The organism is Micromonospora sp. NPDC049047, assembly GCF_040649135.1.
GTDB lineage: Bacteria > Actinomycetota > Actinomycetes > Mycobacteriales > Micromonosporaceae > Micromonospora.
The window spans coordinates 116,640-136,830 of the sequence record NZ_JBEZEY010000017.1; the positions used below are offsets into that span (position 1 = coordinate 116,640).

The window sequence follows — 20,191 nt, forward strand, 5'->3', positions numbered from 1 at the left end:
CGCCGAGCCGGGTCAGCGGGCCCAGGACGGTCAGGCCCAGCGAGCCGGTCGCCCGCCCCCGTGCGGCGGTGACCGTGCTGGTTCCCGGCGTGCCGGCGTGGAAGACCCCGTCGCGGTCGACGCGGCCGCGTACCGCCGGGGTCGCCCGCCAGGTGGGCGTACCCGCCGCCGGGCCGTACGTCTCGTCGTAGCCGGCCGCGGTGAGGGTGCGGGTCAGTCCGGGGAAGACCCGGTCGGGCCCGGCCGCCGCGCACCGGGGAGACGCCCGGGGCGGCGGTGGGGTCGCTGGCCGTCTCGACCCAGTAGCCGGTGAGCCGGCCGCTGCCCCTGGGCGCGTAGATGGCCAGGCCGTTGGGCACCGCCCGTTCGCTGCCGTCGGAGGGGCCGTTCTCCACCTGCACGGCCGTGGCGCCCGGCTCCCGGGCCAGCAGCGTGGACGAGCCGCCACCGTCGAGGTTGAGCGCGTCTCGGGCACCCAATTCGGCCATCATCCGGCCCATCTCGGTCTGCGTCACGCCGCGGCTGTCGACCTGCCGACCGTCCACCGTCAGCATGATCATTTTTTGCCCGTCGGCGCTGAAGCCGACCGCGGTACGCGGGGCGAGGGTCGCATCGGCGATGCTCTGCACGACGCCGTCGCGGACCAGGACGTTGCCGCCGCCGACCGCCGCGTGCAGGTCGTTCCCGTCTGACGACTTCGGCCGCCAGGTCACCGAGACCGGGTCACCGACGTGCAGCCCGGCCAGTGCGTCCGCGCCGGCGTCGCGGCCGAGCAGCACCGTGCTGCCGGCCACGACCGGGCCGCTGCCGGCCACGCCGGCCACCGCCGCCACCCGGCCGCCGGTCACTGTCACCTCGACCACCCGGGCCGCGCCCTCCACGGCACGCTGGCGGGAGTACGTCCCCCACAGCTCGGTGAACGCGCCGATGCCGTCGGCCTGCACCATGTTGTTGAACTGGGTCAACGCCACCGGCCCGGTGGGCAGGGTGGCGCTGCCGTCGAAGTTCACCTCGACCACCCGACCGATCCCGGTGGCGGTCACCGCCACGGCGTTGCGGTGACCGTCGACCGCCGACTGGATCAGCTTGCCGTCGCGGATGCCGACGCCCTGCGCGGCCCCCGAGTTGTTGATGTCGAAGAAGTCGCCGTTGACCGCGGCGACCGCCCGCGAGTCGTCCACCGCCCCGCGCAGCGGCTCGGCCCGGCTGACCGCGCCGGAGTTGACGTAGTCGACAGTCGACCCGCCGGCGAGGTCGGTGGTGAGCGCGTCGGCGCGCAGCCAGCCGTCGGCGTCGTACCTGTCGAAGGAGGTGAGCTGCACGCCCGGCGCGACCGGCCGGGTGACCTTCGTGGTGTCCAGGCCACCGGCCGGCTCCAGCCCGCCGGCGGCGGCTGCCGCTGCGGTCGCGGCTGCCGGGTCGGCGGCCAGGCTGACCGCGCTGGCCGGCCCGGACGACGCGCGCGGCGCGTCCTCCGCGATGGTTTCCGTGGTCAGGGACGGCGCGGCGACGGTGGGTGGGGCCGCGGGCGCGGCTGTGGCCGGTGGCGACACGGCCAGGGCGAGCAGCGGTGTCAGCAGCAGGACGCCGGTGCGACGGGCGGATCGTCTGCGGGTACGCATGGACGACAGTCAACCCGGCAGTGAATAGAAGTTTCAAGACCTATCGACTGAACCGAAGGAAAATTCCACCAAACTCGGCTGCTCCGGCCGCCGCTGGAGCACCGCTGGTGGCGTGCACACAGGGTCGACCATGCCTCCCGATCCCCCTTTGCTCTGCTTCAACGGAAGCAACACGAAGCGGCCCGGAGTGTTGCGCCGGTTGAAGCAGAGCAAAGGGCGTTGGACGGACATGACGAAGGGGCGCGGCCGTTGCGGCCGCGCCCCTTCGTCATGCCTCACCCGGGGAGGGTCACTCCCCCGGCGTCGACTTCGCGATCTGCATCAGGAACTCGATGTTGGTGCGGGACTGCTTGAGCCGGTCCAGCAGGAGGTCCATCGCCGCCTGCGAGTCCAGCGAGTGCAGCACCTTGCGGAGCTTGTGGATGATGGCCAGCTCCTCGGGTGCGAGCAGGACCTCTTCCTTACGGGTGCCGGACGGGTTGATGTCGATGGCCGGGAAGGTCCGCTTGTCGGCGATCTTCCGGTCCAGCTTCAGCTCCGCGTTACCGGTGCCCTTGAACTCCTCGAAGATGACCGTGTCCGCCATCGACCCGGTCTCCACAAGCGCCGTGGCGATGATGGTCAGCGACCCGCCGTTCTCGATGTTGCGGGCCGCGCCGAGGAAGCGCTTCGGCGGGTAGAGCGCGGTGGAGTCGATACCACCCGACATGATCCGGCCGCTGGCCGGCGCCGCCAGGTTGTACGACCGACCGAGCCGGGTCACCGAGTCGAGAAGCACGACCACGTCGTGCCCCAGCTCGACCAGGCGCTTGGCCCGCTCGATCGCCAGCTCGGCAACCGTGGTGTGGTCCTGCGGCGGACGGTCGAACGTGGCCGCGATGACCTCGCCCTTGATCGACCGCTGCATGTCGGTGACCTCTTCGGGCCGCTCGTCGACAAGCACGACCATCAGGTGGCACTCCGGGTTGTTGCGGGTGATCGCGTTCGCGATCGCCTGCAGCACCATCGTCTTACCCGCCTTCGGCGGCGACTGGATGAGTGCCCGTTGGCCCTTGCCGATCGGCATGACCAGGTCGATGACCCGGGTGGTCAGGATGTGCGGCTCGGTCTCCAGCCGCAGGCGCTCCTGCGGGTAGAGCGGAGTGAGCTTGTAGAACTCCGGACGACGCCGGGCCTCCTCCGGCTCCATCCCGTTGATCGTGTCCAGCCGCATCAACGGGTTGTACTTGTCGCGCCGCTGGTCACCGCTGTTGCCGCCCTCGCGGGCCGCCCGCACCGCACCGGTGATCGCGTCACCGCGGCGCAGGCCGTACTTCTTGATCTGGGACATCGAGACGTACACGTCGTTCGGGCCGGCCAGGTAGCCGGTGGTCCGCACGAAGGCGTAGTTGTCGAGCACGTCGATGATGCCGGCCACCGGGACGAGCACGTCGTCCTCGCTTACCTGCGGCTCACGCCCACCGGTGTCGGTGCCGGTCTCGGTGCGCTCGCCGCGGCCGCGACGACGGTCCCGGAACCGGCTGCGCCGGCCGCGCCGGCCGCCGCCCTCGCCGTCGTCGTCGTCGTTGTCCCGCTCGGCACGCTGACCACGATCGTTGCGGTCGCCCCGGTCGCCCCGGTCGTTGCGATCATTGCGATCGCCCCGGTCGGAGCGCTCCGTGCGCTCGTTCCGCTCGCCGCGCTCGCCGCGCTCGGCCCGCTCACCGCGGTCGTTCCGCTCACCGCGGTCGTTCCGCTCACCGCGGTCGTTCCGCTCGGCCCGGTCGGAACGCTCGCCCCGGTCCGCGCGCTCGGTGCGCTCGGCCCGCTCGGCCCGCTCGGCCCGCTCCGGACGGTCGGCCCGCTCGGCCCGCTCCGGACGGTCGGCCCGCTCGGCCCGCTCGACCCGATCCGGACGCTCGGCCCGCTCGGTGCGCTCGGCCCGCTCGCGGCGGTTCTCGGCACGGTCGGCCCGCTCGCCGGCTTCGGCCTCGTCGCTACGCGGCTCGGTCGAACGTGCCGGCTCGCTCGAACGTGCCGCTTCGGTCGAACGCGCCTCGGTCGGACGCGTCTCCGCTGCTGCGGCCCGGCTCCGCCGGGTGCGACCACGACCCTCGGTTTCGGTGGCTGGTTCGGCCGATGCCGGCTCGGCGCCGCGCCCTTCGGCGGCCGGCCGGTCGGCGGTCTCCCGCACCTCGGCGCGCACCCCCTCCCGGGTCGGGGCGGCCGCGGCCGCGACTTCGGCACGCGGTCGAGGGGTCCCGGCGGCGTTGCCGCCCTGCCGCTCGGAGATCGCGGCGATCAGCTCGCCCTTGCGCATGCGAGCCGTGCCGGAGATGCCGAGCGACGCAGCCAGGCTCTGCAGCTCTGGCAGCAGCATCGCCGACAGACCGGTGCCGCTACGCCGACGACGGGCGGGAGCGGCGGCGGTGGCATCGCCAGCGACGTTGGAAACATCCGACGTCACGTCGGTGGTGTCGCTCAATGGATTCCTTCCCTCGATAAAGGCCGGGACTGCCCGGAGTCGGAACTCAGGTGGCCGGGCGGCCTCGGTGCACCCGCCTCGCAAGGACGCGTCGCGGGAGTCTGTGACACAGCAGCCGGTCGGTATCCCGACTCACCAACGTCGGTGAGCAGGTCTCGCCGTCTGCGGCGACCTGTGGAATCTGCGGTGCGGCGTGGGCCTTTGGCAGGGGTGTGACGGGCTGACCGCCGAGAGCTTCCGGGGGTGCGCCGCCTCGCAGGAGATCGCGTGCTTCGCGGCTGTGCTAGGTCTAGAGCGTAATCAACTCTTCCGACCTGCGGCAACAGGGTCCCGCTCGGCGTGTCCAAGTCTACCCCGAGCAACCCGCGCGCCGCTGACGTCTATCGGTAACTGCCAGATCTCCCAGTCTGTTCCCACCGGGAAGCGCGCCGGAGGCTCGCCGAACGCCAGCACGGTGGGGCCTGCCCCACTGACCACAGCCGCCACACCAGCCGCTCGCAACGCCCTGACCAGCGCAATTGTGCCTGGCATCCCGGATGAGCGGTAATCCTGGTGGAGTCGGTCGACGGTCGCCGGCAGCAGCAACCCCGGCTCGGTGGTGAGCGCGTGCACCAGCAGGGCCGCCCGCCCGGCGGTAAACGCGGCGTCGCCGTGCGGCACGGTGGCCGGCAACGCGGCCCGGGCGGCGGCGGTCAACCCCCGCTCCGCCGGGACGAAAACAGTGGGCCGCACCCCGTCGGCGACCGGCAGGGAAACCGCCCGCGCCCCGGTCGGCTCGGACCAGGCCACGGTGAAGCCGCCGAGCAGACACGGCGCGACGTTGTCGGGATGGCCCTCGATCTCGGCGGCCAGCCGGAGCACGGCCGGGTCGTCCAGCCGGTGCTCCCCGTCGGTGACCAGGGCACGGGCCAACAGCACGCCGGCGACGATCGCGGCGGACGAGGAGCCCAGCCCGCGCGCCTGCGGGATCCGGTTGACGCACTCGACGCGCAGGCCCTCCGGGTGGGCACCGAGCACGTCGAACGCGGCCCGCATCGCCCGCACCACCAGGTGCTGGTCGTCGTCCGGCAGCTCACCGGCACCCTGCCCGGTCACCGCCACCCGGACCCGACCCGGCGCGACCTCGGCGGACACGTCGTCGTGCAGCCCGAGGGCGAGACCCAACGCGTCGAAGCCCGGGCCCAGATTGGCGCTTGTCGCGGGGACCCGGACACGGACCGGCCCGGCGGTGAAGTTCGTCGGCACGCGCTCATGCTAGGGCTCGGCACCGACTATCCGGTCCGCTGCCCGCAGCCTGGGATCAGCAGACTCAGCCGGCCGGGTCCGGGACCGGCTCCGCGACCGGATCGCTGAGCGTGAGCCGTCGGGTGGCGATCCGCCAGCCGACCGCGTACACGAGCGTGATCAAACCGCAGCCGGCGAGCACTACCCGTTCGTCCACCACGTCCACGACCAGGGCGACCGCCAGCTGACTGATCGAGATGGCCAGCGTCGCGAGCATCATGTCGGTGGCGAAGACCCGCCCCCGCAACCGGTCCGGGACCTCGCCCTGGAGGGCGAAGTTCGACATCACCCAGTTGCTGCCGCCGGCGAAGTGCGCCACGAAGACCAACAGCAGCACCAGCGGAAACCAGCGGACCACAGATGTGCCCAGATAGGACAGCCCGTAGAGCGACATCGACAGCGCGAGCCCGGGCAGCAGCCAGGCCCGGTTGGTGAGCACCCGACGCATCAGGATCGGCCCCACCAACGCACCGGCACCGCGCACCGCGAAGAGCAGGCCGGCGCCGAGCGGGCCGACGCCGTACACGCCGGCCAGCAACGGGAACACGGTGAGCACACCGTTGCCCAGGCCCACCGCCGATTTCACGGTGACCAGCGCGAGCACCCGGGGGCGGTGGCCGATGTAGCCGAGCGCCTCACGGACCGCGGCCCAGGTCCGCTGGGCCGGTTGGTCGGTGTCCCGTGGCGCCTGCAACGGCCGGCGGATCCGGGTGGCGAGGCCCGCGGCCAGCGCCAGGCCCACCGCCGCCACCCAGAAGCAGGCGTACGGGCCGGCAGCGGTGCTGAGTACGCCACCGAGCGAGGCACCGACGACGGTCATGGTGCCCCAGGCCGAGCCGGCGACCGCGTTACCGGCGGCCAGTTCGTGCGGCTCCAGCACGTTGGGCAGCGCGGCCTGGGCGGCCGGCGAGTAGAACGCCTTGGCCACCGCGACCACCCCGATCGCGACGAGCGCCAGCCACGCCGTGCTGGCGCCCCGCACCCCGAGCAGCAGCAACACGCCCGCCAGCGCGGCCACGTTGGACGCGATCATGACCTTCCGGCGGTCGAAGCGGTCGGCGATCGTGCCGGTGTACGGCAGCAGCAGCGCCACGATGCCGGTGTCCACCGCCAACACCAGCGCGCCCCAGACCCCGCTGCCGGTCAACTGCGGCAACAGCACCAGCAGCGGCACCATGACGAACCAGTCGGCACCGAAGACCACCAGTTCGGCCAGGAAGAGATTGCGGAAGCTCCGATTGCCGGTGAGGACCGAGAGGGTGGACGCCACGGAGCGGGACCTTACCTGGTCGGGGCCGGGGTCACGCTCGCTCTCAGCAGCGCCGAAACCGTGACGAAGGTGTAACCCCGCGACCGTAACCCGTTGATCATATCCGTCAGGCCCCGCAGCGCGACCAGCCGTCGATGCGCCCCCACGTCGTGGCCGAGCACTATCGTTCCCGGTCGAACCTCAGCCACGATCCGCCGGGCGTGGCCGGCCGGATCGTCGGGAAACTCACGCTCCACCATCTGCAGCGACCAGAGCACCAGCCGGTAGTCCAGCCGGGCCGCCGCGTGCAGCACCGCGCCGCCCAGGTGACCGTACGGCGGGCGTAGCAGCGTGGGCTGCGTCCCGGTCACCTCGGCTATCGCGTCGTGGCTGCGGCGCAGGTCGTCGTACGCCTCGGCGGCGTCCAGCTCGGCCAGGTCCCGGTGCTCCCAGCTGTGGTTTCCTACCTCGTGCCCCGCGAGCCGGCCGCGGACGACGTCGCCGTGCCGGCGGACCTGCGCGCCGACCATGAAGAAGGTGGCCGGGACCTGGTGCTGGGCCAGGGTGTCGAGCACCATCGGGGTCCACTGTGGTGCGGGCCCGTCGTCGAAGGTGAGGGCCACCAGACGGCTGCTGGTCCGTCCCGACCAGAACACGTCGACAGTGCCGGCGCCGACATCCTGCTGGCCACTGCCGAGGGTGGCGCTGGCGGGGCCGCCGGCGATCGGCAGCCGACGCTGCGTGCTCTGCCAGGCCTCGGACGCGCCGCCGCCGATGGCCACCCCGCCGACGATCAGCAGTCCACGGCGGAACACATCGCGCCGCCCCCACCCTCGCGTGCCCTCGACCATCCGACCACCCTTGCGTCACCCGCACCTCATCCATCTACGAGGAGTATGCAAGAAGTTACACAAAGTGTGTGTCTGGTCGGATCGGAGTGTTTCGGCAGGTACACATGGAACGCCCCCGGCAGAACCCTGCCGGGGGCGTTTCCGCATCGCGGTCCGATCTACTCGGTCGGCTCCGACGGGGGCAGCGGCGAGGTGCGGCTACGGGGCAGCCGCAGCACCTCGAACTGGTCCGTCCCCTCCACCAGCGCGGCCGACGGAGCGGGGCGTCGGGCCGGCTGCGCACCGTCGGCCGTAGCCGGGGCGGCTGCGCTGCTCGGCACCGCCACCTGGTTCGGGGCCGACACCTCGTCCGTCTCCGCCGCGGTCACCGCCGGCGTGCCGGAGCGCCGCCGGTCGCGACGGTCCCGCAGCGACTCCTTGGTGTGCTCCACCATCGTGTAGAGCGTCGGCACCAGGATCAGGGTGAGCAGCGTGGAGCTGAGCAGACCGCCGATCACCACCACCGCCAGCGGCTGCGAGATGAAGCCGCCCTCACCGGTCAACCCGAACGCCATCGGCAGCAGCGCGAAGATGGTCGCCACCGCGGTCATCAGGATGGGGCGCAGTCGACGCCGGCCACCCTCGACCACCGCCTCCCGAACCCCCATGCCCTGCGCCCGGTACTGGTTGATCAGGTCGAGCAGCACGATCGCGTTCGTCACCACGATGCCGACAAGCATCAGCACACCGATCAGCGCGGGCACACCGAGCGGCGTACCGGTGATCAGCAGCAGGCCGATCGCACCTGTCGACGCGAACGGGATGGAGATCAGCAGGATCAGCGCCTGGGTGAGGCTGCGGAACGTGGCCACCATGATCAGGAAGACGATCGCGATGGCCACCAGCACCGCCAGGCCCAGATCACCGAAGGCATCCGCCTGATCCGCGCTGACGCCACCGATAGTGAAGCTCGCACCCGGCACGTCGATGGCGTCCAGCCGCTTCTGCAACTCCTTGCTCGTCGCGCCCAGGTTCGACCCGGTCGCCGCACCGGTCACCGACACGCTGCGCTCACCGTCGATCCGCGCGACCTGCTGCGGCCCCTCGCCCTGGGTGACGTCCGCGATGTCGTCGAGCTTGACCGGACCCACCGGCAGCGCCCGCAGCTGCTCCACCGTCGTCGGTGGCTGCGAGCCCAGCCGCAACACCACGTTCTGCTGCTGACCGTCGAGCGTGACCTGACCCAGCGGCGCTCCCCGGAACGCCTGCGACACGAGCTGCCCCACGGCGGCCTCGGTGAGCCCGACCCGGCCGGCGGCGGCCCGGTCGACAGTCACGTCGACCCGCGGCACCCGCGCAGCCAGGCTGGTGGAGACGTCCTCGACGTCCGGGACACCGGCCATCGCCGCCCGGGCCTCCTCGGCGGCCCGGGTCAGCACCTCCGGGTCGCTGGCCTGGACGATCACCTCCAGCTGGCTCGTCGACGCCTCCTGCCCACCACCGAAGCTGATCTCGCCGGCACCCGCGCCGAGCTTGTCGAACTCCTTGCGCAACACCTCACGCATCTGCTTCGCGTCGGTGTCACCGTTGAGCGCCAGCGACCAACTGGCGACGTTGTTGCCGCCGCCACCGGCCCACGGGTTGTCCCCGGCACCGGCGGTCACCTGGTACGTCTCGACGCCCTTCGTGCCCGCCAACACCGACTCGACCTGCTTGGCCGCCGCGTCGGTGGCCGCCAGGCCACTCCCGGCCGGCAGCTCCTGGCGCATGTTGAGGGTGTCCTGGCCGGAGTCGTCCAGGAAGTTGGTCTCCAGCTTCTGGGAAAGCCCGAAGGTGCCGAAGAGCACCAGCAGGCCGAGCCCCACGGTGATCCACCGGGTCGACCGCTTACGGGTGGCGAACCCGACCACCGGCAGGTACGCCCGCTGCAACGGGCTGCGCAGCTCCTTCTCCTCCGCGCCGCGCCGCACCGCCTCGTCGTCAGCGGTGCCGCCACGCGGCTTCAGGAACCAGTACGCGAGCACCGGGATCACGGTCAGCGACACCAGCAGCGAGGCGAGCAGCGCCACCGTGACGGTGATCGCGAACGGTGCGAAGAGCTGGCCCACGAACCCGCCGACCAACGCGATCGGCGCGAACACCGCCACCGTGGTGAGGGTGGACGCGGTCACCGCCCCGGCCACCTCACGGACGCCGGTGACGATGGCGTGCCGCTTCTCCTCGCCGTACTCCAGGTGTCGTTTGATGTTCTCCAACACCACGATCGAGTCGTCCACCACCCGGCCGACCGCGATCGTCAACGCGCCGAGGGTGAGCAGGTTGAGCGAGTAGTCGCCGATCCACAGGGCGATGAGCGCCACCAGCACGGACAGCGGGATGGAGACCGCGGTGACCACCGTCGAGCGCACCGACAGCAGGAAGACCAGGATGACGATGACCGCCATCACCAGGCCGAGCAGGCCTTCGGTGGTCAGCGACTCGATCGACTTCTCGACGAACGGCGCCTGGTCGAAGACGACTGTCAGCTCCGCACCGGAGGCGTCCTTCAGGTCGGCCAGCCGGTCGCGGATCTCGTGCGAGATCTGCACGGCGTTGCCGTCCGGCGCGGCGGTGACCGCGATGCCGAGGCTGTCCTTGCCGTTGGTGCGGGTGATCGCGGTGGCCGGCGCGAGCTGCTGCTCGACAGTCGCCACATCAGCGAGGCGGACCGGTGTCGGGCCCGGGGTGACCACGATGCCGCGCAGGTCCTCCAGGCTGGCGATCGGCGTACCCACCTGCACCGGCAGGGCCAGCCCGCCGTCGGTGACCGCGCCGGCCGGCACTGTCACACCGTTCGTCTTCAGCGCCGCGCCGATCGCCGTCGGCTGCACCTGCGCCGCGGCAAGCTTCGCCGGGTCCGGGGTGACCACCACGACGTCGTCGCGGGTGCCGGTCACCTCGACAGTGCGTACCCCCTCGATGCCCTCCAGCTCCGGCACCACTGTCGCCTGGAGCTTCTCGGCGAGCGCCCGCTCGTCCGCCGCGCCGGTCGCGGCCAGCACCACCGCCGGCAGGTCGTCGGTGCTGCCCGCGATGACCTGCGGGTCGACGCTGTCCGGCAGTTGGGCGTCGATCCGGCTCAGCGCGGTCTGCATCTTGTTGACCACGTCGTCCAGGTCGGTGCCGAACTCGTACATCACCTGGACGGTGGCCGAGCCCTCGCGGGACGTGGAGGTGATCTTGTCCAGGCCCGGGATGCCCTGGAGGGCATTCTCGATCGGCTCGGTTACCTGCGACTCGACGATCTCGGGGCCGGCACCGGGGTAGGGGGCCACGATGAACGCGGCCGGGAACTCGAGCGACGGCAGCAGTTGCTGCTTCAGCGACGGCACGGCGAACACTCCGAACACCGTGGTCACCACCGCGATGAGGGCGATCAGCCCTCGGTTGGCGAGGCTGAATCTGGCGAGCAGCGACATCGGCCTGGTTCACTCCTGAACGAGATGCGGGCGGGGATACGTGAAAGTGTGCCGGATTCGATCTCCGGAACCCCCGCCGCCCCCGGCGCGGTCCCACGCCGACCGCCGGCCCGCCCCAGGCGGGCGACCGGCGGCGCGCAGTCAGGCCAGGTCGAGGGCGCGAGCCGCGGCCATCGGGTCGTTGGCGATGGTGAGCGGCGCCGGGGCTGTGGAAATCGCCCACTCCGGGTCCTTCAGGCCGTGGCCGGTCACCGTGCACACCACCGTCGAACCGGCCGGCACCGCGCCTGCCGCGGCCTGCTGGAGCAGGCCGGCCACGCTGGCCGCGCTGCCCAACTCCACGAAGACCCCCACCTCGCGGGCGAGCAGCCGGTACGCGGAGAGGATCTCCCGGTCGGTCACCGCGGCGATCAGGCCACCGGAGGTGTCCCGGGCGTCCAACGCCTTGGTCCAGCTCGCCGGGTTGCCGATCCGGATCGCCGTGGCGATCGTCGACGGCTCCGGCACGACCTGGCCGGTCACGATCGGGGCCGCCCCGGCGGCCTGGAAGCCGTACATCTTCGGCGTCCGGGTGGTGGTGCCGGCGTCCCGCTCCTCGGCGTAGCCCATCCAGTAGGCGGAGATGTTGCCGGCGTTGCCGACCGGCAGGCAGTGGATGTCGGGGGCGTCACCGAGCGCCTCGACGATCTCGAAGGCGGCGGTCTTCTGGCCGTGCAGCCGGTCGATGTTCACCGAGTTGACGAGCGCGACCGGGTGGTCCTGAGCCAGCTTCGCGGCGAGCGACAGGCAGTCGTCGAAGTTGCCACTGACCTGGAGCAGTTTCGCGCCGTGCACAAGCGCCTGGGCCAGCTTGCCCAACGCGATCTTGCCCTGCGGCACCAGCACCGCGCAGGTAAGCCCGGCGCGGGCCGCGTACGCGGCGGCGGAGGCGCTGGTGTTGCCGGTGGAGGCGCAGATGATCGCCTTGTTGCCGGCCTCGACCGCCTTCGACACCGCCAGGGTCATCCCCCGGTCCTTGAACGAGCCGGTCGGGTTGGCGCCCTCCACCTTGAGGTGCACGTCGCACCCGATCCGGGCGGACAGCACCGGCGCGGGCAACAGCGGGGTGTTCCCCTCGTGCAGCGTGACGACAGGCGTGGCCGCGGTGACCGGCAGCCGATCCCGGTACGCCTCGATCAGACCCCGCCACATGTCGCTCTCCTCGCCTCTACCGCCGCACCGACCCGAGCATCGGGAGCCACCTTGGACCAACCTGCCGGAGTGGTCAACGGCACACCCCCGGCTTACCCACCTGGCGGGACGCGCGAACCCGTCCATCGATGGGGTCAACGACTCAGGCGCCGCCCTCGACCCGCAGCACACTTGTCACGGAGCGGACAATGTCCAGGCCGCGCAGCTCGCTGACGGTCGTGGCGAGCGCGGCGTCCGGTGCCACGTGGGTGACGATCACCAACTCGGCGTCGTCGTCACGGCCGGGCGCCCCACCCGCGGAGCCCTGCCGCACCGTCGCGATCGACACGTCGTGGCGGGCGAACACGCTCGCCACGGCGGCCAGCACACCCGGACGGTCGGCCACCTCCAGGCTCACGTGGTAGCGGGTGAGCGCCTCACCCATCGGCCGCACCGACAGGTCCGCGTACGCGCTCTCGCTGGCCGCGCGCACCCCGGCGAGCCGGTTGCGGGACACCGCGACCACGTCACCGAGCACCGCGCTGGCGGTGGGCGCCCCACCCGCGCCCCGGCCGTAGAACATCAGCTGCCCGGCGGCGTCCGCCTCCACGAAGACCGCGTTGAACGCGTCGCCCACGCTGGCCAGCGGGTGGCTGCGCGGGATCATCGCCGGGTGCACCCGGACGCTCACCGTCTCCCGGCCGGTGCTGTCGACGCCCCGGGCCGCGATGCAGAGCAGCTTGATCGTGCAGCCCATCGCCTGGGCGCTGGCCATGTCCGCGGCGGTCACCTCGGTGATGCCCTCACGGTGCACGTCGGCGGCGCCGACCCGGGTGTGGAACGCCAGCGAGGCGAGGATCGCCGCCTTCGCCGCCGCGTCGAAGCCCTCGACGTCGGCGGTCGGGTCGGCCTCCGCGTACCCCAGGGCGGTGGCCTCCTCCAGGGCCTCGGCGAACCCGGCACCTGTCGCGTCCATCGCGGAGAGGATGAAGTTGGTGGTGCCGTTGACGATGCCGGTGACCCGGTTGATCCGGTCCCCGTGCAGCGACTCCCGCAGCGGGCGCAGCAGCGGGATGGCCCCGGCCACCGACGCCTCGTAGTAGAGGTCGCCGCCGCCCTCGGCGGCCGCCTCGTGCAGGGCCACGCCGTCCTCGGCCAGCAGCGCCTTGTTGGCGGTGACGACGCTCTTGCCGGCCCGCAGCGCCTCGACCAGCCAACTCCGGGCCGGCTCGATGCCGCCGACCACCTCGATGACCACGTCCACGTCGTCGCGCTTGATCAGGCCGAGCGCGTCTGTGGTGAACAGGTCCTCGTCGACCGGCAGGTCACCCCGGTCGCGGCCGAGTCGCCGCACGGCGATGCCGGCGATCTCCAGCGGAGCGCCGATCCGGGCGGCCAGGTCGGCCGACTGCTCGTGCAGCAGCCGGACCACCTCCTGGCCGACCGTGCCACAGCCGAGCAGCGCCAAGCGCACAGGTGACGTCATCCAACATCCAATGCGAGCAGGTCCTCTTCGGTTTCCCGCCGGACGATCAGGCGTGCCTGGCCGTCGCGCACCGCGACCACAGGTGGACGCGGCACGTGGTTGTAGTTGCTGGCCATGCTCCGGCAGTACGCACCGGTGCCGGGCACCGCGACAAGATCTCCGGGCTGCACGTCGGCGGGCAGGAATTCATCCTTCACCACGATGTCCCCGGACTCACAGTGCTTTCCCACCACGCGGGCGAGCAACGGCTGCGCGCCCGAGGCCCGCGAGGCGAGCGTCGCCGAGTAGGAGGCGTCGTAGAGCGCGGTACGGATGTTGTCGCTCATCCCGCCGTCGACGCTGACGTACGTCCGGAGGCCGTCGAGGTTCTTGACCGTGCCGACCTCGTAGAGGGTGAACACGGCAGGCCCGACGATGGCCCGGCCCGGCTCGATGGACAGGTGCGGCACTGCCAGGTTCTCCGCCGCGCACTCCGAGTCGACGATCTTGCGCAGTCGCTTGGCCAGGTCCTGCGGGGTGGCCGGGTCGTCCTGGGTGGTGTACGCGATGCCGAAGCCGCCGCCGAGGTCCAGCTCGGGCAGTTCCACCCCGCGCGCGTCGCGGATCTGCGCCTGGAGGGCGAGCACCCGACGGGCCGAGACCTCGAAGCCGCTGGCGTCGAAGATCTGCGAGCCGATGTGCGAGTGCAGGCCACGCAGCTCCAGCACACCCTCGTCGAGGATCTTGAAGGCGGCGGTCGCCGCGGCACCACCAGCGAGGGAGAAGCCGAACTTCTGGTCCTCGTGGGCGGTGGCGATGAACTCGTGGGTGTGCGCCTCCACGCCGACAGTGACCCGGACCAGCACCCGGGGCCGGACCCCGCGCTCGCGGGCCAGCGCGGTGAGCCTGTCGATCTCGGTGAACGAGTCGACGATGATCCGGCCGACCCCGGCGTCGAGCGCGCGGCCCAACTCGGCTACCGACTTGTTGTTGCCGTGGAAGCCGATCCGCTCCGGCGGCATCCCGGCCGACAGCGCGGTGGCCAGCTCACCCCCGGTGCAGACGTCCAGGTGCAGGCCCTCCTCGGCGATCATCCGGACCACCGCGCGGCAGAGGAACGCCTTACCCGCGTAGAAGATGTCCTCGGTCGGGAAGGCCGCCCGGAAGTCGCGGCAGCGCGAGCGCAGGTCGGCCTCGTCCAGGACGTACACCGGGGTGCCGAACTCGGCCGCGATGTCGCGGACGCTCAGGCCCGCGACGGCGACCGCGCCGTCCGCACCGCGGGTGACGCTGCGCGGCCACAGCGTCGGCAGCAGGGCGTTGACGTCCTCCGGGGTACGCAGCCAGGCCGGCCCCCGGTTGCTGATGTCCGCGTGCAGCGCACCCGCCTCATGAGCCCTCATGTCACATCCTCTCGGGAGCGGAGACGCCGAGCAGGTGCAGGCCGTTGGCGATCACCGTGCGGGTGGCGTTGTTGAGCCACAGCCGGGCGCGGTGCAGGTCGGTGACCTTCTCGTCGCCCAGCGGCAGCACCCGGCAGTTGTCGTAGAAGCGGTGGTAGGAGGCGGCGACGCTCTCCTCCAGGTAACGGGCCACCCGGTGCGGCTCGCGCAACTCGGCGGCCGTGGCCACCACCGCGGGGAACTCGGCGAGCGCCTTGAGCAGCTCGTTCTCCTTCTCGTGGTCGAGCAGCTCGGGGCGGAACGCGTCGGCGTCACCCGGGACCAGCCCCACCTCGGCGGCGTTACGGGCCACACCCGCCGTCCGGGCGGCCACGTACTGCACGTAGTAGACCGGGTTGTCGCGGGTCGCCCGGGTCCACAGCTCGATGTCGATGTCGATCGGCGAGTCGCTGGAGTAGCGGGCCAACGCGTACCGGGAGGCGTCCACGCCGATCGCCTCGACCAGGTCCTCCAGGGTGATGACAGTGCCGGCCCGCTTGCTCATCCGCATCGGGGCGCCGTCGCGCAGCAGGTTGACCAGCTGCCCGATGAGGATCTCCAGGTTGCGGTCCGGGTCGTCGCCGAAGCACGCGGCCATCGCCTTCATCCGGCCGATGTAGCCGTGGTGGTCGGCGCCCAGCATGATCACGACCCGCTCGAAGCCGCGCTCGCGCTTGTCCAGGTAGTAGGCGCAGTCCGCGGCGAAGTACGTCCACTCGCCGTTGGACTTGCGCAGCACCCGGTCCTTGTCGTCACCGAAGTCGGTGGTGCGCAGCCAGGTCGCGCCCTCGGACTCGTAGAGGTGCCCCTGCTGACGCAGCCGGTTCAACGCGAGGTCCAGCTCACCCCGGTCGTGCAGGTCCTTCTCGTTGAAGTAGGTGTCGAACTCCACCCCGAAGTCGCGCAGCGAGGAGCGGATCTCGTCGAACATCAACGCGACGCCCTCGACCCGGAAGACCTCCTGGGCGGCGTCGTCGTCGAGCGAGCGCACCTCCGGCCGGCGGGCCTGCACCTCGGTGGCGATCTCGGCGATGTACGCCCCGCCGTAGCCGTCCTCCGGCGCGGCCTCACCCTTGGCGGCGGCGAGCAGCGACCTGGCGAACCTGTCGATCTGCGAACCGGCGTCGTTGAAGTAGTACTCCGTGCCGACGTCGGCACCGGTGGCCCGCAGCAGCCGGCTCAGCGCGTCACCGACGGCCGCCCAGCGGACCCCGCCGATGTGCACCGGGCCGGTCGGGTTGGCCGAGACGAACTCCAGGTTGATCTTCTCGCCGGCCAGCCGGTCGCTGCGGCCGTACTTCGCGCCGGCCTCGACGATCACCCGGGCGAGCTGACCGGCGGCGGCCGCGTCGAGCCGGATGTTCAGGAAGCCCGGCCCGGCGATTTCCACCGATTTGACACCCGCTGCCCGGCCCAGTTCGTCGGCCAGGGCACCCGCCAGTTCCCGGGGCGGAACGCCCACCTTCTTGCTCAACTGCAGCGCGAGCGTCGACGCGTAGTCGCCGTGCTCGGGGTTGCGCGGTCGCTCCACCACAGTGCTCGCCGGCAGCGCGGCGCGGTCGAGCCCGCGCTGCTCGAAGACGGCGTGGGCGGCGGCAAGGACGACCGAGGCTAGTTCTGCAGGAGTCACCCAACCATGTTATCGGGGGTAGACTCGGGCACTCGGCGGCTCCCCTGCGCGTCTACCGGCCCGCCACTCCCCTGACCGACCGACTTGACGAGGCACGATGAGCATCAGCACCCCGGGTGGCCCTGAGCGCCGCCAGACCGTGGTCAGCACCGGCAAGAAGCCGGCAGCGGGCCGGCCTGCGTCCGGCGCCAAGGCCGGTTCCGGCAAGCCGACGGGCAAGCCGGCTGGCTCCCCCCGGGCCGGTGGCAAGGGCCCGCGCAAGCCGGTCACCCCGGTCAAGGTGAGCCAGGGCCGCGCCTGGGGCCCGATCGCGCTCTTCGTCGCGGTGGGCGTGCTCGCGGCCGGCATCATCGGGTACGGCGCCTGGGCGTCGTTCCAGGGCTCCAAGCCGTGGGACAAGCGGGCCAACGCCATCGACGGCATCGCCAACATCCGCAAGTCCGACCCCGACAGCCTCAAGTACGAGTCGCACAAGTCGGGCCCGCTGACCTGGAACTACTCGCCGCCGGTGGGCGGGGTGCACAACGCCGCGTGGCAGAACTGCATGGGCGACGTCTACGACGCCCCGATCGCCAACGAGCACGCGGTGCACAGCCTGGAGCACGGCGCCGTGTGGATCACCTACCGGCCCGACCTGCCCGCGGACCAGGTCGAGAAGCTCGCCGGCAAGGTGCGCGGCGTCGAGAAGATGCTGATGAGCCCGTACGAGGGTCTGGACAAGCCGATCTCGCTGCAGGCCTGGGGTTACCAGCTCAAGCTCGACAACGCCGACGACTCGCGGATCGACGACTTCATCAAGGACCTGCGGGTGAACGCCTCCGTCGAGGGCCCGACGGCGCTGTGCAACACCGGGATCACCGCCACCGGCACCACGCCGCGTGAGCTTCCGCAGCAGCAGCCGGCCCAGCAGTAAGGACGCCAATGACCGCCCCCGCCACCACCGACAGCGAGTACGACGACACCTCGGCCGTCCCGGACGAGGACGCCCGGCGCCCGGCGTCGCGCTACGGCGTACCGGCGCTCGCCGTCATGGTGGTGGTGGGGCTGCTCCTCGGCTACGCGGGCGGTCTGCTCACCCCGCGGCTCACCCGACCCGGTGACGCGTCCGTCGAAGCGGGCTTCGCCCGGGACATGACGACCCACCACGCGCAGGCGGTGGAGATGAGCCTCATCGCGTACCGCTCGGCGACCCTGCCCGAGGTGCGGCAGATCGCCGTCGACATCGCCACCGGCCAGCAGGGCGAGATCGGTGCCATGCAGACCTGGCTGCGCGAATGGGGCCTCAGCCCGACCGGGTCGAAGCCCCCCATGTCGTGGATGTCCGACGGAGCCACCGTCAAGGACGGTCTGATGCCGGGGATGGCCACCCCGCAACAGATGACCACCCTGCGCGACGCCAAGGGCATCGAGGTCGACAGGCAGTTCCTGACCCTGATGTACGCCCACCACCTCGGCGGCATCCACATGATCGACGCGGCACTCGACGAGACCGACAACGACGAGGTCGTGCGGATGGCCCAGACCATGAAGAACACCCAGCAGAGCGAGCTGAACAACCTCCGGCAACTCCAGGCCCAGGCAGCCAAGGGCTGACCGACCGGAGCAGGCACCCCGGGCCCGCGTCACCGCCACACCTCGGCCGGACGCGGGCCCGCCCCATGTCCCGCCCCACAGTCGCCCGCGCCCTGGCCCGCCGGCCCCGTCGGCCCATCAGCCCCATCAGCCCCATCAGCCGCATCAGCCCCATCGACCCGGACCACCAGGCCGCGCCAGGCCACCAGGGTCAAAGCCGCCAGGCCGAGCCACCAGACCAGCCCGCTGTGCCGTGATCGGGCTCGGCCTCCAGGAAACGGCGTCCACAGACAAGACCCCGCAACTTCCAGGAACCCGAGTCGATCAGAGCGCGAACCCACCACGCCCCGTACCTCGCGTTCCGCACCCTGCACCCCGCGCCCGAAATCTGCGCAAGTTCCCCAATGTTGCTGCCTCCGACGCGCGCGAGACAGCAGCATCCGCGATGTTGCGCGGATCTTGCTCGTCGGGTGAACCCTCAGTGCCGCAAGAACGCGCTCGATCCAGGATCGAGTGGTATCCATGAGTGCGGAGGCCACTACATTCCAGGTTCGAGCGCGATCATGCGACCGGCGAAGTCCAGCGGACCGCAACAGGCGGACCGGGCGGGCCAGGCTCCGAAACAAGGTGGGCCCTCACGCAACAGACCTCGCCCACATACTGACCAGGGCACCGGAAACCGCCGGGCCACACCAGCAAGCCCGGCCACACCACCAAGCCCGGCCACACCACCAAGCCCGGCCACACCAGCAAGCCCGGCCACACCAGCAAGCCCGGCCACACCAGCAAGCCCGGCCACACCACCAAGCCGGGCCGCGGCGCGAGGACCGCAGGCCCCGCAGGGCCTCGCGCGGCCCTGCGCAGCCGTGATCGACTCGACCTTCGTGAAAATGCGCTGTCCGCGCCAGCAAGACCCCGCGACTTTCATGAATCCGAGTCGATCAAGGTGCACGCTGGCGAGCAGGCACCCCTTACGCGGGGTTATGTCCCTTTGGGGAGTTTCGCGAGGCACGGGCGATTACGTTGCTTAGAGAGTTTTCTCCCCACATATCGTGACCAGTTGCGATTCGTGCTCGTTGCCCAAGACGTGGGGGTTGCACTCAGAGACGCACGGCGTTCGGTCACCAGCTGGTGCCGACGCCACACCATCGGCGGTGACGGGGCGGTGGCAGCCGTCCGTCGCGGACAGCGGCAGAGCGAGCCGGGAATGCTCAGCCGCGAACAGGAACTCGAGCTGATCGACACGCTGCGGGGCGTCCACCCCGACGAGTTCGGCCTGGACGAGGAGCTGTGGACGAGGCAGAGCCTCACCACGCTCATCCAGCGCCGGTTTGATCTGCCGTTGGACTCCGGGACGGTCGGGGCGTACCTGCGGGCCTGGGGGTTGGGTCCGCGCGAGCCGCGCGAGCGTGCCTGTGGGCTCTGCGTCAGCGCTGTCGAACGCTGGGTCCGCAGCGAGTACCCGGCGATCACCCGGGCCGCCCAGGAGCACCTCGCGGAGGTCTACTGGCTCGGCCGGATCCGGCTGCGGGGCACCATGCCGGCAGCGGACGTGATCTCCGCCGTCTCGTCCCGCGGCCGGGTGCGTTTCATGATCACCACACCGACCGTGGACCCGCCGCTCCCCCGCGACTTCGTGCTGCGGCTGAGCGGCGAGGAACAGCGCACCGTGCATCTGATCGTGGACGGCTCCTGGCCGCGCAACGAGTGGCCACGCCGGCTTCCCCGGCGCATCGTCCTGCACCCGCTGCCCAGCTGCGGGCGGGTCGTCGCGGCCTGAGCACCGGGTGGGCCGGTTGCCGACACGAGCGGCTCACCCGATACCGATTCGGCGTACGCGGAGCAGGTTTGCTAGTCTTCTCCAGTCGCTGAGCCCCCGTAGCTCAGGGGATAGAGCACCGCCCTCCGGAGGCGGGGGCGCAGGTTCGAATCCTGCCGGGGGCACCATCCACGACCAGCACGAAAAGGCCCTTGACCAGGGGAAACCCGGTCAGGGGCCTTACTC

The 20,191-nt window shown here is 71.4% G+C and carries 15 protein-coding genes, 1 tRNA gene and 1 pseudogene; 7 read left to right on the forward strand and 10 right to left on the reverse strand.

All coding sequences use genetic code 11. From position 1 onward, the window contains the following. Nucleotides 1-68 precede the first annotated feature (68 nt). Nucleotides 69-191 (forward strand): hypothetical protein, encoded by a 123-nt coding sequence (locus tag AB0B86_RS24290; RefSeq protein WP_357419861.1) that lies wholly within the window; start codon nucleotides 69-71, stop codon nucleotides 189-191. Nucleotides 192-395: 204 nt separating this feature from the next. Here the strand turns inward: AB0B86_RS24290 and AB0B86_RS24295 are convergent. Further along, nucleotides 396-947, reverse strand: a pseudogene (locus AB0B86_RS24295) (phosphodiester glycosidase family protein); the annotation flags it as partial. A gap of 151 nt (nucleotides 948-1,098) precedes the next feature. Between AB0B86_RS24295 and AB0B86_RS24300 the strand changes: the two are divergent. Then, complete coding sequence (locus AB0B86_RS24300) at nucleotides 1,099-1,230, forward strand: hypothetical protein (protein WP_357419862.1); 132 nt, start codon at nucleotides 1,099-1,101, stop codon at nucleotides 1,228-1,230. 30 nt (nucleotides 1,231-1,260) lie between these two features. Next, a complete protein-coding gene (locus AB0B86_RS24305; protein WP_357419863.1) occupies nucleotides 1,261-1,650 on the forward strand; it encodes a hypothetical protein in 390 nt (129 codons plus the stop codon). Between the two features lie 261 nt (nucleotides 1,651-1,911). Here the strand turns inward: AB0B86_RS24305 and rho are convergent, their stop codons facing one another. The 9 genes from rho to argS all read right to left on the reverse strand — a co-directional run bounded on the left by rho (nucleotide 1,912) and on the right by argS (nucleotide 16,614). Further along, nucleotides 1,912-4,086 carry a transcription termination factor Rho gene (gene rho / locus AB0B86_RS24310; RefSeq protein WP_357419864.1) on the reverse strand — a complete coding sequence of 725 codons (2,175 nt, stop codon included), beginning with the start codon at nucleotides 4,084-4,086 and terminating at the stop codon, nucleotides 1,912-1,914. 300 nt (nucleotides 4,087-4,386) lie between these two features. Continuing rightward, nucleotides 4,387-5,331: a homoserine kinase gene (gene thrB, locus AB0B86_RS24315; protein ID WP_357411034.1), complete on the reverse strand. Its 945-nt coding sequence runs from the start codon at nucleotides 5,329-5,331 to the stop codon at nucleotides 4,387-4,389. Between the two features lie 64 nt (nucleotides 5,332-5,395). Further along, on the reverse strand, nucleotides 5,396-6,640 hold the full coding sequence (locus AB0B86_RS24320) for an MFS transporter (protein WP_357411036.1): 1,245 nt from the start codon (nucleotides 6,638-6,640) through the stop codon (nucleotides 5,396-5,398). A gap of 11 nt (nucleotides 6,641-6,651) precedes the next feature. After that, a complete protein-coding gene (locus tag AB0B86_RS24325; RefSeq protein ID WP_357419865.1) occupies nucleotides 6,652-7,470 on the reverse strand; it encodes a polysaccharide deacetylase family protein in 819 nt (272 codons plus the stop codon). Between the two features lie 158 nt (nucleotides 7,471-7,628). Next, nucleotides 7,629-10,907 (reverse strand): efflux RND transporter permease subunit, encoded by a 3,279-nt coding sequence (locus tag AB0B86_RS24330; RefSeq protein ID WP_357419866.1) that lies wholly within the window; start codon nucleotides 10,905-10,907, stop codon nucleotides 7,629-7,631. A 141-nt stretch (nucleotides 10,908-11,048) separates the two neighbouring features. Next, the gene (gene thrC, locus AB0B86_RS24335; protein ID WP_357411042.1) at nucleotides 11,049-12,098 is read right to left on the reverse strand and encodes a threonine synthase; all 1,050 of its coding nucleotides are present in this window, start codon (nucleotides 12,096-12,098) and stop codon (nucleotides 11,049-11,051) included. A 142-nt stretch (nucleotides 12,099-12,240) separates the two neighbouring features. Beyond that, nucleotides 12,241-13,551, reverse strand: a complete 1,311-nt coding sequence (locus AB0B86_RS24340; RefSeq protein ID WP_357411169.1) for a homoserine dehydrogenase — start codon at nucleotides 13,549-13,551, stop codon at nucleotides 12,241-12,243. An 8-nt stretch (nucleotides 13,552-13,559) separates the two neighbouring features. Next, entirely contained in the window at nucleotides 13,560-14,945 is a 1,386-nt protein-coding gene (gene lysA, locus AB0B86_RS24345; RefSeq protein ID WP_357411044.1) for a diaminopimelate decarboxylase, read from the reverse strand. A 1-nt stretch (nucleotide 14,946) separates the two neighbouring features. After that, on the reverse strand, nucleotides 14,947-16,614 hold the full coding sequence (gene argS / locus AB0B86_RS24350) for an arginine--tRNA ligase (RefSeq protein ID WP_357411046.1): 1,668 nt from the start codon (nucleotides 16,612-16,614) through the stop codon (nucleotides 14,947-14,949). A 97-nt stretch (nucleotides 16,615-16,711) separates the two neighbouring features. Between argS and AB0B86_RS24355 the strand changes: the two genes are divergently transcribed. The 4 genes from AB0B86_RS24355 (at nucleotide 16,712) to AB0B86_RS24370 (ending at nucleotide 20,133) form a co-directional block, all read left to right on the forward strand. Continuing rightward, entirely contained in the window at nucleotides 16,712-17,527 is an 816-nt protein-coding gene (locus tag AB0B86_RS24355; RefSeq protein ID WP_357419867.1) for a DUF3105 domain-containing protein, read from the forward strand. A gap of 8 nt (nucleotides 17,528-17,535) precedes the next feature. Further along, the gene (locus AB0B86_RS24360; RefSeq protein WP_357419868.1) at nucleotides 17,536-18,207 is read left to right on the forward strand and encodes a DUF305 domain-containing protein; all 672 of its coding nucleotides are present in this window, start codon (nucleotides 17,536-17,538) and stop codon (nucleotides 18,205-18,207) included. Nucleotides 18,208-19,273: 1,066 nt separating this feature from the next. Further along, entirely contained in the window at nucleotides 19,274-19,966 is a 693-nt protein-coding gene (locus tag AB0B86_RS24365; protein WP_357411171.1) for a winged helix-turn-helix domain-containing protein, read from the forward strand. A 92-nt stretch (nucleotides 19,967-20,058) separates the two neighbouring features. Further along, a tRNA-Arg gene (locus tag AB0B86_RS24370) sits at nucleotides 20,059-20,133 on the forward strand. The last annotated feature ends 58 nt before the right edge of the window (nucleotides 20,134-20,191 follow it).

Coding starts and splice junctions, on each gene's coding strand:
- AB0B86_RS24300 (WP_357419862.1), top strand. CDS start 1,099: ATGCCGACGCCCTGCGCGGCCCCCGAGTTGTTGATGTCGAAGAAGTCG.
- AB0B86_RS24325 (WP_357419865.1), bottom strand. CDS start 7,470: ATGGTCGAGGGCACGCGAGGGTGGGGGCGGCGCGATGTGTTCCGCCGT.
- AB0B86_RS24330 (WP_357419866.1), bottom strand. CDS start 10,907: ATGTCGCTGCTCGCCAGATTCAGCCTCGCCAACCGAGGGCTGATCGCC.
- thrC (WP_357411042.1), bottom strand. CDS start 12,098: ATGTGGCGGGGTCTGATCGAGGCGTACCGGGATCGGCTGCCGGTCACC.
- lysA (WP_357411044.1), bottom strand. CDS start 14,945: ATGAGGGCTCATGAGGCGGGTGCGCTGCACGCGGACATCAGCAACCGG.
- AB0B86_RS24355 (WP_357419867.1), top strand. CDS start 16,712: ATGAGCATCAGCACCCCGGGTGGCCCTGAGCGCCGCCAGACCGTGGTC.
- AB0B86_RS24360 (WP_357419868.1), top strand. CDS start 17,536: ATGACCGCCCCCGCCACCACCGACAGCGAGTACGACGACACCTCGGCC.